At 43.9% G+C, this 14,071-nt stretch carries 16 protein-coding genes; 7 read left to right on the top strand and 9 right to left on the bottom strand.

Annotated elements, in window-relative coordinates; translation table 11 throughout:
* From WDV75_RS06505 to hemW, 5 genes are all read left to right on the top strand, one after another.
* Entirely contained in the window at positions 1-696 is a 696-nt protein-coding gene (locus tag WDV75_RS06505) for a YggS family pyridoxal phosphate-dependent enzyme (protein ID WP_273558886.1), read from the top strand.
* A gap of 39 nt (positions 697-735) precedes the next feature.
* On the top strand, positions 736-1,557 hold the full coding sequence (gene proC, locus WDV75_RS06500) for a pyrroline-5-carboxylate reductase (RefSeq protein WP_273558884.1): 822 nt from the start codon (positions 736-738) through the stop codon (positions 1,555-1,557).
* Positions 1,558-1,589: 32 nt separating this feature from the next.
* Complete coding sequence (locus WDV75_RS06495; protein WP_273558882.1) at positions 1,590-2,153, top strand: YggT family protein; 564 nt, start codon at positions 1,590-1,592, stop codon at positions 2,151-2,153.
* 65 nt (positions 2,154-2,218) lie between these two features.
* A complete protein-coding gene (locus WDV75_RS06490; protein WP_273558982.1) occupies positions 2,219-2,812 on the top strand; it encodes an XTP/dITP diphosphatase in 594 nt (197 codons plus the stop codon).
* Positions 2,805-3,935, top strand: a complete 1,131-nt coding sequence (hemW, locus tag WDV75_RS06485) for a radical SAM family heme chaperone HemW (protein ID WP_273558880.1) — start codon at positions 2,805-2,807, stop codon at positions 3,933-3,935. Before WDV75_RS06490 ends, hemW begins: the two co-directional genes overlap by 8 nt.
* A gap of 43 nt (positions 3,936-3,978) precedes the next feature.
* Here the strand turns inward: hemW and WDV75_RS06480 are convergent, their stop codons facing one another.
* Both WDV75_RS06480 and WDV75_RS06475 read right to left on the bottom strand, forming a co-directional pair.
* A complete protein-coding gene (locus tag WDV75_RS06480; RefSeq protein ID WP_273558878.1) occupies positions 3,979-4,530 on the bottom strand; it encodes a 3-isopropylmalate dehydratase in 552 nt (183 codons plus the stop codon).
* Complete coding sequence (locus WDV75_RS06475) at positions 4,527-5,825, bottom strand: 3-isopropylmalate dehydratase large subunit (protein ID WP_273558876.1); 1,299 nt, start codon at positions 5,823-5,825, stop codon at positions 4,527-4,529. Before WDV75_RS06475 ends, WDV75_RS06480 begins: the two co-directional genes overlap by 4 nt.
* A 223-nt stretch (positions 5,826-6,048) precedes the next feature.
* On the opposite strand from WDV75_RS06475, the gene WDV75_RS06470 reads away from it, so the two are divergent.
* Entirely contained in the window at positions 6,049-6,966 is a 918-nt protein-coding gene (locus tag WDV75_RS06470) for a LysR family transcriptional regulator (RefSeq protein WP_273558875.1), read from the top strand.
* 62 nt (positions 6,967-7,028) lie between these two features.
* Here WDV75_RS06470 and WDV75_RS06465 read toward each other — a convergent pair whose 3' ends face one another.
* From WDV75_RS06465 to trmB, 7 genes are all read right to left on the bottom strand, one after another.
* Entirely contained in the window at positions 7,029-7,808 is a 780-nt protein-coding gene (locus WDV75_RS06465) for an L-threonylcarbamoyladenylate synthase (RefSeq protein ID WP_189758021.1), read from the bottom strand.
* A 40-nt stretch (positions 7,809-7,848) separates the two neighbouring features.
* A complete protein-coding gene (locus WDV75_RS06460; protein WP_273558873.1) occupies positions 7,849-8,337 on the bottom strand; it encodes a YbhB/YbcL family Raf kinase inhibitor-like protein in 489 nt (162 codons plus the stop codon).
* A 201-nt stretch (positions 8,338-8,538) separates the two neighbouring features.
* Positions 8,539-9,483 carry a siderophore ABC transporter substrate-binding protein gene (locus WDV75_RS06455; protein WP_273558871.1) on the bottom strand — a complete coding sequence of 315 codons (945 nt, stop codon included), beginning with the start codon at positions 9,481-9,483 and terminating at the stop codon, positions 8,539-8,541.
* 127 nt (positions 9,484-9,610) lie between these two features.
* Positions 9,611-10,348 (bottom strand): DUF2884 family protein, encoded by a 738-nt coding sequence (locus WDV75_RS06450; protein ID WP_273558870.1) that lies wholly within the window; start codon positions 10,346-10,348, stop codon positions 9,611-9,613.
* 37 nt (positions 10,349-10,385) lie between these two features.
* Positions 10,386-11,312 (bottom strand): glutaminase B, encoded by a 927-nt coding sequence (gene glsB, locus WDV75_RS06445; protein WP_420497507.1) that lies wholly within the window; start codon positions 11,310-11,312, stop codon positions 10,386-10,388.
* An 88-nt stretch (positions 11,313-11,400) separates the two neighbouring features.
* Entirely contained in the window at positions 11,401-11,727 is a 327-nt protein-coding gene (locus WDV75_RS06440; protein WP_273558866.1) for a YggL family protein, read from the bottom strand.
* Positions 11,727-12,446, bottom strand: coding sequence for a tRNA (guanosine(46)-N7)-methyltransferase TrmB (gene trmB / locus WDV75_RS06435; protein WP_193851004.1), 720 nt, complete (start codon positions 12,444-12,446; stop codon positions 11,727-11,729). Before trmB ends, WDV75_RS06440 begins: the two co-directional genes overlap by 1 nt.
* Positions 12,447-13,008: 562 nt before the next feature.
* Here trmB and mutY point away from each other — a divergent pair.
* Positions 13,009-14,049 carry an A/G-specific adenine glycosylase gene (gene mutY / locus WDV75_RS06430; RefSeq protein ID WP_273558863.1) on the top strand — a complete coding sequence of 347 codons (1,041 nt, stop codon included), beginning with the start codon at positions 13,009-13,011 and terminating at the stop codon, positions 14,047-14,049.
* Positions 14,050-14,071: the final 22 nt, after the last annotated feature.

Below are 14,071 nucleotides of genomic sequence, written 5' to 3'. Positions count from 1 at the left end.
ATGAACAATATCGAACAAAATCTTCACGATGTCAGGAACCGCATGACACTTGCAGCGCAAAAATGCGGACGTTCTCCAGAAGAAATTACCTTGCTTGCAGTCAGTAAAACCAAACCTGTGGATGCCATCGCAGAAGCCATCGCCAATGGTCAGCGGGAATTTGGTGAGAATTACGTGCAGGAAGGGGTTGAAAAGATCCAATACTTTAATAACCATGACGATTTAGTGTGGCACTTTATTGGCCCATTACAATCTAACAAGAGCCGTCTGGTTGCAGAAAATTTTGATTGGTGTCATACCGTTGACAGGGTAAAAATCGCTCAACGTTTAAACGAACAACGTCCTGAAAATAGGTCGCCTCTTAATGTCCTGATCCAGATTAATATTAGTAGAGAAGAGAGCAAGTCAGGCATTTTACTGGAAGAGTTAACCGAATTGGCTGCAACTATTGATGGGTTACCTAATTTGGTATTGCGCGGCTTGATGGCAATACCGGCACCGGAAAGCAACTTTGAACGCCAAATAGCCATTTTTCGCCAAATGGAAAAAGCCTTGATTGAACTAAAAGCGCAATATTCCCAAGTTGATACACTATCAATGGGCATGACGGATGATATGGAAGCCGCTATTACTTGTGGTTCTACACTGGTTCGGATTGGAACGGCAATATTCGGTGCCCGTCAGTACAAGTCTTAACATACCTGAAATTAACTGATTAATAGACGAGATTATCTAGTGGAAAATCGTAAAATCACCTTTATTGGCGCAGGTAATATGGCTCACGCCATCATTGCCGGGTTAGTCAGAAAAGATTATCCTGCCGAACTCATCACTGTCTGTTCTCCAACAACCACCCGCCGTGATGTACTGGCAAAAGAATATGGCATTAATAGTCAAGGCGATAATATTCGTTACGCCCAAGAAGCCGATGTCATCGTCTTGGCGGTTAAACCGCAAATGATGGCCGAAGTTTGTGGATCACTGCATTCATACGTCGATTTCAGTGGAAAACTGGTTATTTCTATTGCTGCTGGTATTCCAGTGTCCCGTTTTTATACCTTTTTGCAGGATAATCTTAATATTATCCGCATCATGCCAAATACCCCTTCGCTTGTAGGACAAGGGATGAGTGGATTGTTCGCACCTGAGTATGTCGGGCAAGCTGATCGCGACTTTGCAGCATCGCTAATGCGCAGTGTCGGGAAAGTCTGCTGGGTAAATGATGAAAACGGTATCAACGATATTATCGCCATCGCAGGCAGTGCTCCTGCTTATTTCTTCCTGTTCATGGAATCGATGCAACAAGAAGCGGAACGTCTGGGATTTGACAGTGAAACAGCCAGGGAACTTGTTCTGCAAGCAGCCACAGGTTCAGCTAAACTTGCTGAAACGCAAAAAGATCTTCCTTTTGCTATCCTGCGAGAGCAGGTAACATCTAAAGGCGGTACAACGGCTGAAGCATTGCGCATTTTTTATGAAGGCAAGCTGCCTGAAATGGTGTCCAATGCCATGCAAGGAGCCATCCGCCGAGCACAGGAAATGGAAAAATTATTTTAATTCAATTGGTTTAATTCAATCAGGGCTGCTACATGCAATTCTTAAATTTCGTCTTTTTCACCGTTCTGGATTTATATATTGCCGTTTTACTGCTGCGTGTCTGGATGCAGTGGGCACGTTGCGATTTTTATAATCCATTCTCACAATTTATTGTTAAAATCACCCAACCTGTGGTGCGCCCATTACGCAGATTCATTCCTGCCATTGGTCCCATTGATACCGCGTCTGTGCTTTTCTCCTATCTGCTGATTCTCATCAAGATCTTGTTGCCTATATGGTTAGCCACAGGGCAATTTCTCGTTCCTTCTGGCGCCATATTCTTGTTTGGTGTGATTGAATTACTGACCGCTGCCGGAAAACTCATATTTTGGTTAGTGATTGCTCGCGCGTTATTAAGCTGGATCAGCCAGGGACGCAACCCTGTAGATTATGTCCTGATTCAATTAACTGAACCACTCATGGCACCTATCCGCCGCATTATCCCTTCGATGGGCGGTCTTGATTTCTCTGCCATGATTGTCATTCTTATTCTCTACGCACTAAATGCCCTGCGCTACGATGTAATGGGGTGGCTGGCTGCCATGTTTGCAGGCTAATGAGATAGACAGATCAATAAGATACGTAAATTAATTGGACATACAGGTTAATTAAATAAATGGCAATGCAAAAAGTTGTTCTCGCCACGGGAAATGCAGGTAAAGTACGTGAATTGGCTGATTTATTAGCTGATTTTGGCTTAGATATCGTGGCCCAAACCGAATTAGGTGTGGAGCCAGCCGATGAAACAGGCCTTACTTTTATTGAAAACGCCATCATCAAAGCCCGCCATGCCGCAGCAGTAACGGGGTTACCTGCAATTGCTGACGATTCAGGGTTATCTGTTGACGCATTAGGTGGCGCGCCAGGCATTTATTCCGCTCGCTACGCAGGCAGTGAGGCTTCCGATCAGGAGAATCTGGAAAAATTATTGCAAGCCATGCACGATGTTCCTGATGAACAACGTCAGGCTCAATTCAATTGTGTGCTGATCTTCTTACGCCACGCAGAAGATCCTACCCCTCTGGTATTTCATGGTCGCTGGTCAGGCATGATTACCCGTGAACCGGCTGGAAAAGGCGGTTTTGGTTATGATCCTATTTTTTATGCCCCTGAATTTAACTGTACAGCTGCCGAGCTAACTCGTGAGCAGAAAAATACCGTTTCACACCGCGGGAAAGCATTAGCAATGTTGTTGGAAGCCATGCGTAATGCTTAAGTTGCCTCCCCTGAGTCTTTATATCCATATTCCGTGGTGCGTGCAAAAATGTCCTTACTGTGACTTTAATTCACATGCTTTAAAAGGGGATGTGCCGCATCAAGAATATGTTGATCATCTATTGGCGGATTTGCATGTAGATCTGCCAATGATTGGTGATCGTGAGGTATCAACGATTTTTATCGGTGGAGGCACGCCGAGCCTGTTAAGTGCCGAAGGTATGCAGCGATTGCTTGATGGCGTCAGGGCTGCACTGCCACTCTCGCCGCAAGCAGAGATTACCATGGAAGCCAATCCGGGAACTGTTGAAGCCGATCGTTTCAGTGCTTATCAGCAGGCGGGAATTAATCGCATCTCCATCGGTGTACAAAGTTTCGGGTCAGATAAACTTATCCGTTTGGGACGTATTCACGGTCCAGAAGAGGCTAAACGAGCGGCAAAATTAGCTAACGGCCTTGGATTACGCAGTTTTAATCTGGATTTGATGCATGGCTTACCCAACCAGACACTCAAGGAAGCACAGAATGATTTGCGTCAGGCTATCGAGTTATCTCCCCCCCATCTATCCTGGTATCAACTGACGATTGAACCCAATACCAGTTTTAGCTCCCGCCCTCCGGTTTTACCGGATGATGATGCACTATGGGATATTTTTTCCCAAGGCCATCAATTACTGACAGAAGCGGGTTATCAACAATATGAAACTTCGGCCTATGCCAAGCCAGGTTATCAATGCCAGCATAATCTCAATTACTGGCGTTTCGGTGATTATTTGGGGATTGGTTGTGGTGCACATGGCAAGATTTCGTTTGCGGATGGCCGTATTCTCCGTACCGTGAAAACCAAACATCCACGCGGTTATATGCAGGGGCGTTATCTGGATCAACAAAATCAGGTGGATAATGCAGATCGTCCATTTGAATTTTTTATGAACCGTTTCCGCCTGCTGGAATCGATGCCACGTCAGGATTTCAGTGATTTCACTGGGTTACCAGAAAGTGTCATTCGCCCACAAATCGACGAAGCCTTGTCGAAAGGCTATATCACTGAAAGCGATACTCACTGGCAAATCACTAAGCACGGAAAACTGTTCCTGAATTCCTTACTGGAGCTGTTTCTTTAGGAAAAAAACTGCACCTTAAAATTCAGGGTGCAGTTTTTTCATACTATTTAATTCTTCCCGACGCACGAGCGTAAGAAAATAGCCCTCCGGCAGAGACAATATTAGCAAGTTCACCAATAGGATCGGTTTGATATTTTTCACCCTCTTTCAACAAAGTAACGGTCTGGTTTTCAATATCAATCTCAATACTGTCACCTGTAACTAATTTTTCACACAAGCGCTCCTGGGCTGCAACAGGCAATAACTCTCCGGTTGATACACAATTTCGGAAGAATATACGGGCATAAGATTGAGCAAGAACCGCTTTCACACCTGAAGCACCTAATGCGGCAACCGCATGTTCACGCGAAGATCCACAACCAAAATTCTGCCCTGCCACAATGATCGGATATTTCGCTTTTCCTTTACTTTCATCAATAAAAGGCAGCGAACCTTCCGGCAGTCCACACATCGCCAGCGAAGCCAGTTGAGCATACCCTTCAGGAGTGGAAGGGTTGACCTTGAGATACTCGGCTGAGAGGATTTGGTCAGTATCAATATTATCGGTCAAGACATACACCTCACCCCGAATGATATTTTCCTTTAACTCACTCATAAAAACTCCTCAGGATTTGTTATTTGACCAGTAATCGCTGCCGCGGCAACAGAATAAGGGGAAGCCAGATAAATGTTGGCACGTTTATGCCCCATTCTGCCGACAAAATTACGATTGGTGGTGGATATCACTGATATTGGATCATTGACACGGCCAAACGTGTCTGGCGGGCCACCACAACAAGCTGCACACCCTGATTCAGAAGAAAGTGTTACGCCTGCATCGCTTAAAATTTGGTAGACAGAAACACCATCGATTTGGGTGGTAATCGTCCTATGGAAAACTTCTTTTGTTGCAGGCACGGCATAAGTCGGAATGGTTACCTTATGCCCTTTGATAACCCGCGCTGCCGCAACAAAATCCTCCAGCTTGCCCCCCGTACAAGAACCAATATATGCCTGAGAAATGGCGACATTGGCTACCTGGTCAATGGAAACGACATTATCTGGCGAATGGGGTTTGGCAATCTTTGGTTGCATCGTGGAAACATCTATATTTAACACGCGGCTATATTGTGCATCTTCGTCAGGGTAGACAATTTCAAACGGGAGATTATTGCGTTCTGCCAAATAATCCAACGTCGCCTGATTAGGAACCATAATGCCGTTTTTAGCGCCGCACTCAACGACCATATTGCAAATCGTCATGCGTTCTTCTACTGATAACTCATCAATGACGTTACCACCAAACTCGATGGCCTGATAGGTCGCACCATCAACCGTCAACTCTGACAATACGGATAAAATCATGTCTTTCGCCAAAACATGGGCTGGCTTGGTTCCGGTAAAATTGACCCGAATGGTTGTTGGCACCTTAAGAGGAATTTCTCCCGTACCTAACGCATAAGCGGCGTCAGTAATACCTAAGCCAATGGCAAATGCCCCAAAAGCACCCGCGGTCACAGTATGAGAATCTGTGCCCAGTAATACCTCGCCAGGGCGAATATGCCCCCCTTCTGCGAGTCCTATATGGCACACACCCTTATAATTAGGTGTCCCGACATCATAAAAATATTTTATGTTCTGCTCAGCGGCAAATTCACGCATGACCCGAATATTTTGGTTAGCCTGTGGATCGGCTGAATAGACAAAATGGTCTGGAATTAAAATAAAGCGTTCAGGATCCCATATCTTCGCATCTTGCCCGAACTCCTTTTTAAATACACTGGCTACACCCGGTGTGCAGGGATCGTGAGACATCAGAATATCCACTTTCGCCCAAACCACTTCACCCGGAGTGACTTGTGCACGCCCACTTGCCCGTGCAAGAATTTTTTGTGTAATAGTTTGGCTCATCTCACATTGCCCTCTGAAAGATAAAAACAGACTCAATAGATTGTCATCCTAACAAGATTACGATGCCTTAACGTAGGGAAATACCATCGTATGGTTCACTGTTTCCAGTATGGGACAGTTGTTCACAAAATGGGAAATTCTTACCCATTGAATCTGACCTATCACTACAGGATATGTGATATGTTATAGGGCAGTTCCCACGCGTAAATCATCAGGTTATTGCATGAATAATATTGAAAATCTTACCTCTATGGTGATCTTTGCCCGTGTGGTTGAGACGCTGAGTTTTACCGAAGCAGCAAAATCATTAAGGCTATCCAAATCTTCCGTCAGCCGCGAGATTGCACAATTAGAAGTAAGATTAGGTACCCAATTACTCAACCGCACTACACGTAAAATTCAAGTCACCGAAGTTGGGATGAGTTATTACCAACACTGCCAGCGGCTCCTTACCGAAGCCCAAAACGCTGAACATTTTATACGTAATTTCCATGAACAACCGATGGGAAGTTTACGCTTGATTGCTCCAGTATCTTTTGGCAGCCAATGTATTGTCCCCGCACTGAATCACTTTGTCGCCGGAAATATTCATATCAGCGTTGATCTGGAACTGACCGACAGAACCATTAATATGGAAGAAGATCAATGTGATATTGCCATCATCATAGGGCGTGAGACGCCACAATATCCACTTGTCATGCCTTTAATTGATATCACTTGGGGACTTTATGCAACCCCAGACTATATCAACCAATTTTCGCCAATAGAGAAACCCGAAGATCTTCCTCGTTACGATTACCTGTTATTTCGTGGTCCTGCGCATACTATTTCCCTGCCATTCCGTAAGGAAAGAAATAAGCTGGATATTGAAGTACGTAGCCGATTTCGCATCAACAACAGTGTGGCGCTAATGAATTCCGCTCTGGCTGGGGCTGGCATTGCCTATCTACCCGACTATGTTACCCATGAAGCTGTGGCAGAAGGGAAATTAGTACGGCTTCTCCCAGAATGGGACATGGATATTTATCAAGCATGGATACTGTTTAAATCAGAGGATACGCTATCTTCGCGTGTACAACAGTTTGCAAACTCTTTACAACGCAAGCTCAGGCAAGATTTGGAGAGAGGAAAAAACGCGTAACGACAGATATCAATGCGGGCACAACAGCACCCGCCAAAGATATTATCTGTAAGAGGTATTAATCAATAGTAATTGCCGTGGCGGTAATCCCAGGTAGTGAAAATATCGGACATCATCGCCATGATTTTATGTACATCCAATCCCTTGCGGATTAATACCGGACACGGGGTAATATCACGTTGCCCTTGTTGCAGTGGAACTAATTGACCATTTTCATCGACCATTGAAACCATAACACCTTGTTCATAACGAGTTTGCTCAGTTTCATTTGGCTGAATAGATTTAACATAGTCATTGGCGCAAATAATCAGATCGGCCCGCTCTTCTATCCTCTCACCGATACATTCAACCAAACCGCGATTTCCCTTACCTGATGGATTAGCTGAGCTGGCAAAAGAGAACTTGCCATATTTTTCCCACAATTCTTTTGCCAGGATTTCGCCAGGCTTGCCAAATTTAATCACGAAACAGCTCGTACCACGCTGATCCATCATCAGTTCTTTAGAACCATCATCTGGGATACGGGCTATCGCTTCTTCTTTCCACGGCAAAATACAACCTAACAGGACGTCTTCATCCCAATGTCTTTGATAAAGTTCTTCAATTTCCGCGTTAAGTTGGGCCAGCTCTTTCAACTGTTCCAAAGAACCACATAATACAACACCCGGCTTGTTACGATTACGCTGTTTAGCCTCAAATTTACGTTCCAGACCTTGCGCATCGGATGTCATGATAATGTAGCCAACTTTGGTTGGGCAGACGATCATGCCTCCATTATTAGAAAGGATCTCTACCGCTTCCGGCTGTAATCCATAGTTCCATTGAATTTTTTTGCTGCTCATATTGATACCCCTTACTGGAAACGGAAGAATGATTAATCAGTTAACGCTGGTAGTAGCCGGTAATAGATGCTGTTGCCAGGGTATTGGCCTGGATCATAAAACGCGCAACGGCATTTGTTGTTTCAGCATCAACGCCCGGTAGTTTCTCTACCGCTAAAGCATGTACGGTGAAAATATAGCGATGGGCTTTATCCCCCACAGGTGGGCAACAACCACCGAAACCAGACAGACCATAATCATTTCTGCTCTGAGTTGTACCGGTTGGTAATTGACTACCATCACTTTGCCCTGCATTTGCAGGTAAGGATTGTGTTTCAACGGGAATATTGAAAGCGACCCAATGCCAGAAACCACTACCCGTTGGTGCATCAGGATCATAGACAGTTATCGCAAAACTTTGGGTTCCGGCTGGTGCGTCCGCCCAGGAAAGTTCGGGGGAACGGTTATCACCATTGCCATCAAATTGATTAAATTCATGCCCTTTTTTCAAGAAATCATTATTCTTAAATTCAGTTGAACTAATAATCATGTTTATATCCCCCATTGGATGCCTTTTGAAATATCCTAACGTAGATTTTCTGTGTCGCAAGGATAAGTCATGATTTAGCTTGATTGTTTCAATTTAGGAACAATATCAGTTTAGGAATAATAAGTGAGTCGAGTTTACCCTGAAACCTCACTCTTCAGATTTCAGGATAAATTCAGAGAAAAAGGATTTTAATTTACGAAATTACAAGGCATCAGCAACGGCATTGATTTGTCGCGTCATGCTATCCAAACCGCCACCAGACAAGTACCAAAGATCAGGCTGTAAATACACTATCTTGCCGTTTTTATAGGCATTAGTTGATTTGACTTGGTCATTTTCAAACTGTGCTTTTTCTAACTTACCGGCACCAATTGCTTCACTACGGTCGATAATAAAAATCACATCAGGATCCGCTTGTGCAATCATATCCGCCGTCACGCTCCTGCTTTTGTCTTTATCCGATTTAGCCGGCAAAACAGCACGAGGTACTTTAATCACGTTGTAAACAATAGCCTGATTATTGGGATATAATTCCCCTGCATTATGCAGTAATACCAATACCTTGCTGTTCGCTACTTGCGCTTTTACCTGAGCGGCTGCAAGCGTTTTTTCCAAATCAGCAAATTGCGCTTTCACGATATCCTGCTTATTAAATAACTCACCCAACAATTTAAGATTACTATCAACGGATGACAGATAATTTTTATTGTCCGTGCTTAAATTAATGGTTGGTGCTATTTGTGACAGGCTTTCATAGAAAGCACCTTGACGGCCAGTAATGACAATCAAATCAGGTTTGATTTCCGCTAATTTTTCCAGATTCGGCTCTTTCATTCCACCGGCATTGTGCATAGTTGCAGGCACACCATTACGCACATATTCAGGTAAGTTATTGATGGGTAATGCAATCACTCGATCAGACAATTCCAATTTTACCATCGAATCGTACGTTCCGAAATCGAACAAAACCACCCGTTTTGGATTCTTTTTAACCTGAGTTTCACCGGAAAGATGTTTTACCGTGGCATAATCACCAGACTGGGCTGTTACTGAATTTGGCATAAGTAATTCTGGTGATTGGCTAAATGCAGAGTAACTGGTAGCAGAAAGCAGTGATGCAATAACAATTGGCAGGATTTTTTTCATTAGTGACACCTAAATTAAGTCTATTAATAAAAGGTGACTTGCATTCTAGGTGGCAACGTTAACATGTCAACAAAATAAGAATCAATTTCATATTGATTCTTATTTTCCTGTAGGGTGAAAGCCTGTTTCATTTAATCGCATTCATAAGACTGATGCGCTGTTGTTCTAATTGACTGGCTTTACTACATACTTCCACTTTTAAGCGTTTTAATTCTTGTTCCTGCTTTTTCCATTCTGCATCAAAACCATTTTGCATACCGCCTAACCCGCCAAGAAGAGACATTAGCATCTGTTTGCCATCACCATTTTGCTCGCTATTTTTCCGGCTCATTTCATTAATGCTATCTTGCAAGATACCGCCAAGGCTCTGTTCAATCAGTTTTTTGCCTTCAGGTTCTACCTGCTTGACTGCCTGAGCATTAAAAGCAAAGCCATTAGCACGGGTTTCAATCACTTTATCAACTTGTTTACTGAGGCCAGATTCCAATTGAGATAGACGGTTACGGATATTACTTTCCTTACCCATTGTTTCGACCACCACTTTATCCAGTGACTGTCGTGCATTCGCCAAATGACTTAGCGCTTCTTTCTTAACCCAAGGTAAATCCTGACGGATCGTCTGTTGATATTGTTGGGCTTTGCTACGTTGTCCTGTATCCAGCGATAACACCTTACCATTTCTGGTTATGGAACCATCAGGCAATATCTTTAAGTTTCCACTCGCCCCTGTGATCTGGACAGAATTTGGCGTGACAATAATGTCATCATTAAGCGTCGCATGACATTCAGAATTCGCCTGTGCCTGAGTAACAATGGCTTGAGACACAAATATCAATGTTGCAGCAATCGTGATCCTGCGTAACATACCTTCTCCTGATTTCTAAAGTTAAAACACTGACAGGTTAAAAGATAGAGCGTCCAATACGCCCGGCTAATTTTTCCAGTGCTGCACAACCTGCCAATGAGTTACCGGATTTATCCAGCTCAGGCGACCATACTGCAACCGTAAATTCTCCCGGCACCACACAGATAATGCCGCCACCCACACCCGATTTTCCTGGTATACCGATCCTGAAAGCAAACTCGCCAGAACCATCGTACATACCACATGTCAACATAAGCGCATTAATCTGGCGAGTTTGTCGAAGACTCAAAATTTGTTGGCCAGAACCCAGCATTCGCCCCTGGTTGGCTAAATAAATAAAACATTGAGCCAATTCAACACAATTCATCTTTAAGGCACAGTATTGGAAATATGTTTGCAAAACGGTAATAACATCGTTCTCAAAATTACCGAATGATTTCATCAGGTAAGCTATCGCGGCATTGCGACTGGAATGCTCCATCTCTGAACGGGCAACGATATCGTCATAGCAAATCCTTTTTTGACCGGTGAGGCTACGGACAAACTCCAGCATTCTATGCTTAGGGGCACTTAAGCGAGATTGCAGCATATCGCAAATAATCAAGGCTCCGGCATTAATAAAAGGGTTACGGGGAATACCCTTTTCCAATTCCAACTGTACCAATGAGTTAAACGGCTGCCCCGAAGGTTCCGTACCCACCCGTTGCCAGATATCCTCTTCCTTATAACGTGTCATTGCTAATGTTAAGCTCAACACTTTAGAAATGGATTGGATGGAGAAGCGTTTTTCTGCATCTCCCGCTTTAAAAATTTGCCCATCGACCGTACAAATGGCCATTGCCAAATTGTCTGCCGGAACTTCTGCCAGAGCAGGAATATAATCCGCGACTCTTCCTTGACCAATCAAAGGGCGCACTTCTTCTAAGATATCAGCCAACAACGAATTAGAGAACCTTACCTTCACCACGTTTTCTCCAGACAAACAGGGGCCCCTAAAGAGCCCCTGCATACAGCGCTTTACGTAATACGCTTTTTCTTAATGCAACAGCGAATCAATCCCACCACACATCAAACAGTTCTGATGTGATAACGTCTTCCATACCGCTATCTTTCAGCCACTTCTCAACCAACTGGCGATGTTCTTCCGTACATTTGCCGATTTTTTGCAGACAGACAATACCTTCCCATTGCAAATAACCGCTGGCATCCAGAGCAAGGCCATTTGGCTCGATCAGTTCTTCAATCAAAGCATCAACCGTGCTATCAACAACCTCAACGGAGGTATCAGCCGGAAAATTCCACTTTATTGAAAAACCCAATTCCTGAAACTCATCAATACGCAATTTTTTACGCAGACGACGACTACGGTTTTTAGCCATTATTTTACCCTCTCAAACATTAGATCCCATACGCCATGACCTAACCGCTGACCACGCGTCTCAAATTTTGTGACCGGGCGCGACTCAGGACGTGGCACATAATCACCGTTTTCCGATAAGTTGCGATACCCTTCTGCTGCGCTCATCACCTCCAGCATATGCTCTGCATATGGCTGCCAGTCGGTCGCCATATGGAAAACACCACCGATTTCCAGCTTACTTCTCACTAATTGAGCGAATTCAGGCTGCACAATTCTACGCTTGTTATGACGAGCTTTATGCCACGGATCAGGGAAGAAAAGCTGAACCATTGCCAGGCTCTGATCTGGGATCATGTTGTTCAATACTTCGATAGCATCATGGCACATCACTCGCAGATTACTGAGATTTTCATCTTCTGCGGATGCCAAACACGCTCCAACTCCCGGCGCATGAACTTCGATTCCCCAAAAGTTTTTATCTGGATTTTCGCTTGCCATTGTGACCAATGATGCGCCCATACCAAAACCGATTTCCAGCACAACAGGGGCTTTACGGCCAAAGATCTCTTCCATATTGGACAATTCTGCCTGATAGTCCACGCCCATCTCTGGCCACACATTATCAAGCGCTTGCTGCTGGCGACTCGTTAACCGCCCCTGCCGACGCACAAAACTGCGGACACGGCGCAACGCCCTGCCATTTTCATTATATTCCGGTGAAATTACGTTATTTATCATGGTACTTTCTGTCAGTTTTAAAGACATTTTTTCAGGCGTCCGGGACTTTATATACCGCAGGAGCGCCCAAAGAGAGCGCAATTATGCAAAGATGGCTGAGTTTATCAAGTTCAGTGTCCATAAGCACAACTTTAATGCTATGTTTGCGTAAGATATAGAATTACTTACTTAACCTATTGATATTAAATATTTCTACTGTTTTTGATTCTACACAAACTCCTATACAACTTATTTTGTGCTAACAAAAAGATTTTCTTTTTCATACATTGCATCCCCTGTCAGCTTCTCTACCAATATTGTGTAAAAAATTTATAGGCGGTTTCTATACAAAAAACTATGCAATAAATTGCATGGATTTAGAAAGATAATACTGGACTGCTAGAGAATACAATGGCGTGATTCACTTGATTTTAATGTGATTAATGGGTTTTTATAGACGGTGAGATAAGTATGTTGACAGTTTGCGTACTACTTTGAAACAAAGTTCGGGTTTACACTGAGGTTACACTATGTTGCAATCCCGTTCACGAAACAATTACCAAATATAAAGACAATTATTCTAATGATGGAAGCTGAGCAATTTTCACAAGTGGTACTTGAGTGGTATCACCGCTACGGCCGCAAAACTCTGCCATGGCAGTTAGAAAAAACATCCTATCACGTCTGGCTTTCAGAGGTGATGCTGCAACAAACCCAAGTTGCGACGGTCATTCCCTATTTCCAAAAATTTATTTCACGTTTTCCCAATGTTGCCTCTTTGGCCGCAGCCCCTCTGGACGAAGTTCTCCATTTGTGGACTGGGCTGGGATATTACGCCCGTGCCCGCAATTTACATAAAGCCGCACAACAGATTGTGACATTGCACAATGGCAAATTTCCGACCACCTTTGACGATGTTGTTGCACTGCCTGGTGTAGGGCGTTCAACTGCCGGAGCCATTCTCTCATTGTCCCAAGGCAAGCATTTCCCGATCCTTGATGGTAACGTGAAACGTGTTTTGGCCCGCTGCTACGCGGTTGATGGCTGGCCGGGGAAAAAAGAAGTCGAAAACCAGTTATGGGATATCAGCACGCGCGTAACTCCCAAGCAAGGTGTCGAATATTTCAATCAGGCGATGATGGATTTGGGTGCGATAGTCTGTACCCGCAGCAAACCAAAATGTGAAATTTGTCCACTTAATACGGGTTGTATCGCTTACGCCAATCACAGTTGGGCAAACTATCCGGGGAAAAAACCGAAACAAAGCATTCCTGAAAAAACAGCCTATTTTTTATTAATGCAACATGGCGATATGGTTTGGCTGGAGCAACGCCCACTTTCTGGTATTTGGGGTGGTTTGTTTGCTTTCCCCCAATTTGCTGATCAAGTATCACTGGAACAATGGCTGAAAAACTCAGGTATCTCGCACAGCAAACTTGAACAACTGACAGCATTTCGCCACACATTCAGTCATTTTCATTTAGATATCGTTCCTATTAAAATCGATATTTTAACTTTTGATTCTTGCATGGATGAAAGTAAGGGACTTTGGTATAACTTACGTCAGCCAGCAACCATTGGATTGGCAGCTCCCGTTGAGTACCTTTTGCAACAATTGGGTTAAGTTGCCCACTATTTTGAGGATT

This window comes from Xenorhabdus griffiniae (genome assembly GCF_037265215.1).
In the GTDB taxonomy this organism is placed as follows: Bacteria; Pseudomonadota; Gammaproteobacteria; order Enterobacterales; family Enterobacteriaceae; genus Xenorhabdus; species Xenorhabdus griffiniae.
Note: the sequence above shows the minus strand (reverse complement) of the source record. Positions and strands in the feature narration are given on the sequence as shown.

What these genes read in the sequence shown, in the direction of transcription:
- WDV75_RS06475 (WP_273558876.1), bottom strand. Translation starts at nt 5,825, where the DNA reads ATGAGCCAAACTATTACACAAAAAATTCTTGCACGGGCAAGTGGGCGT.
- WDV75_RS06460 (WP_273558873.1), bottom strand. Translation starts at nt 8,337, where the DNA reads ATGATTATTAGTTCAACTGAATTTAAGAATAATGATTTCTTGAAAAAA.
- hemW (WP_273558880.1), top strand. Translation starts at nt 2,805, where the DNA reads ATGCTTAAGTTGCCTCCCCTGAGTCTTTATATCCATATTCCGTGGTGC.
- WDV75_RS06465 (WP_189758021.1), bottom strand. Translation starts at nt 7,808, where the DNA reads ATGAGCAGCAAAAAAATTCAATGGAACTATGGATTACAGCCGGAAGCG.
- mutY (WP_273558863.1), top strand. Translation starts at nt 13,009, where the DNA reads ATGATGGAAGCTGAGCAATTTTCACAAGTGGTACTTGAGTGGTATCAC.
- WDV75_RS06470 (WP_273558875.1), top strand. Translation starts at nt 6,049, where the DNA reads ATGAATAATATTGAAAATCTTACCTCTATGGTGATCTTTGCCCGTGTG.
- WDV75_RS06440 (WP_273558866.1), bottom strand. Translation starts at nt 11,727, where the DNA reads ATGGCTAAAAACCGTAGTCGTCGTCTGCGTAAAAAATTGCGTATTGAT.
- WDV75_RS06505 (WP_273558886.1), top strand. Translation starts at nt 1, where the DNA reads ATGAACAATATCGAACAAAATCTTCACGATGTCAGGAACCGCATGACA.
- WDV75_RS06490 (WP_273558982.1), top strand. Translation starts at nt 2,219, where the DNA reads ATGCAAAAAGTTGTTCTCGCCACGGGAAATGCAGGTAAAGTACGTGAA.
- WDV75_RS06455 (WP_273558871.1), bottom strand. Translation starts at nt 9,483, where the DNA reads ATGAAAAAAATCCTGCCAATTGTTATTGCATCACTGCTTTCTGCTACC.
- WDV75_RS06495 (WP_273558882.1), top strand. Translation starts at nt 1,590, where the DNA reads ATGCAATTCTTAAATTTCGTCTTTTTCACCGTTCTGGATTTATATATT.
- WDV75_RS06450 (WP_273558870.1), bottom strand. Translation starts at nt 10,348, where the DNA reads ATGTTACGCAGGATCACGATTGCTGCAACATTGATATTTGTGTCTCAA.
- WDV75_RS06480 (WP_273558878.1), bottom strand. Translation starts at nt 4,530, where the DNA reads ATGAGTGAGTTAAAGGAAAATATCATTCGGGGTGAGGTGTATGTCTTG.
- trmB (WP_193851004.1), bottom strand. Translation starts at nt 12,446, where the DNA reads ATGATAAATAACGTAATTTCACCGGAATATAATGAAAATGGCAGGGCG.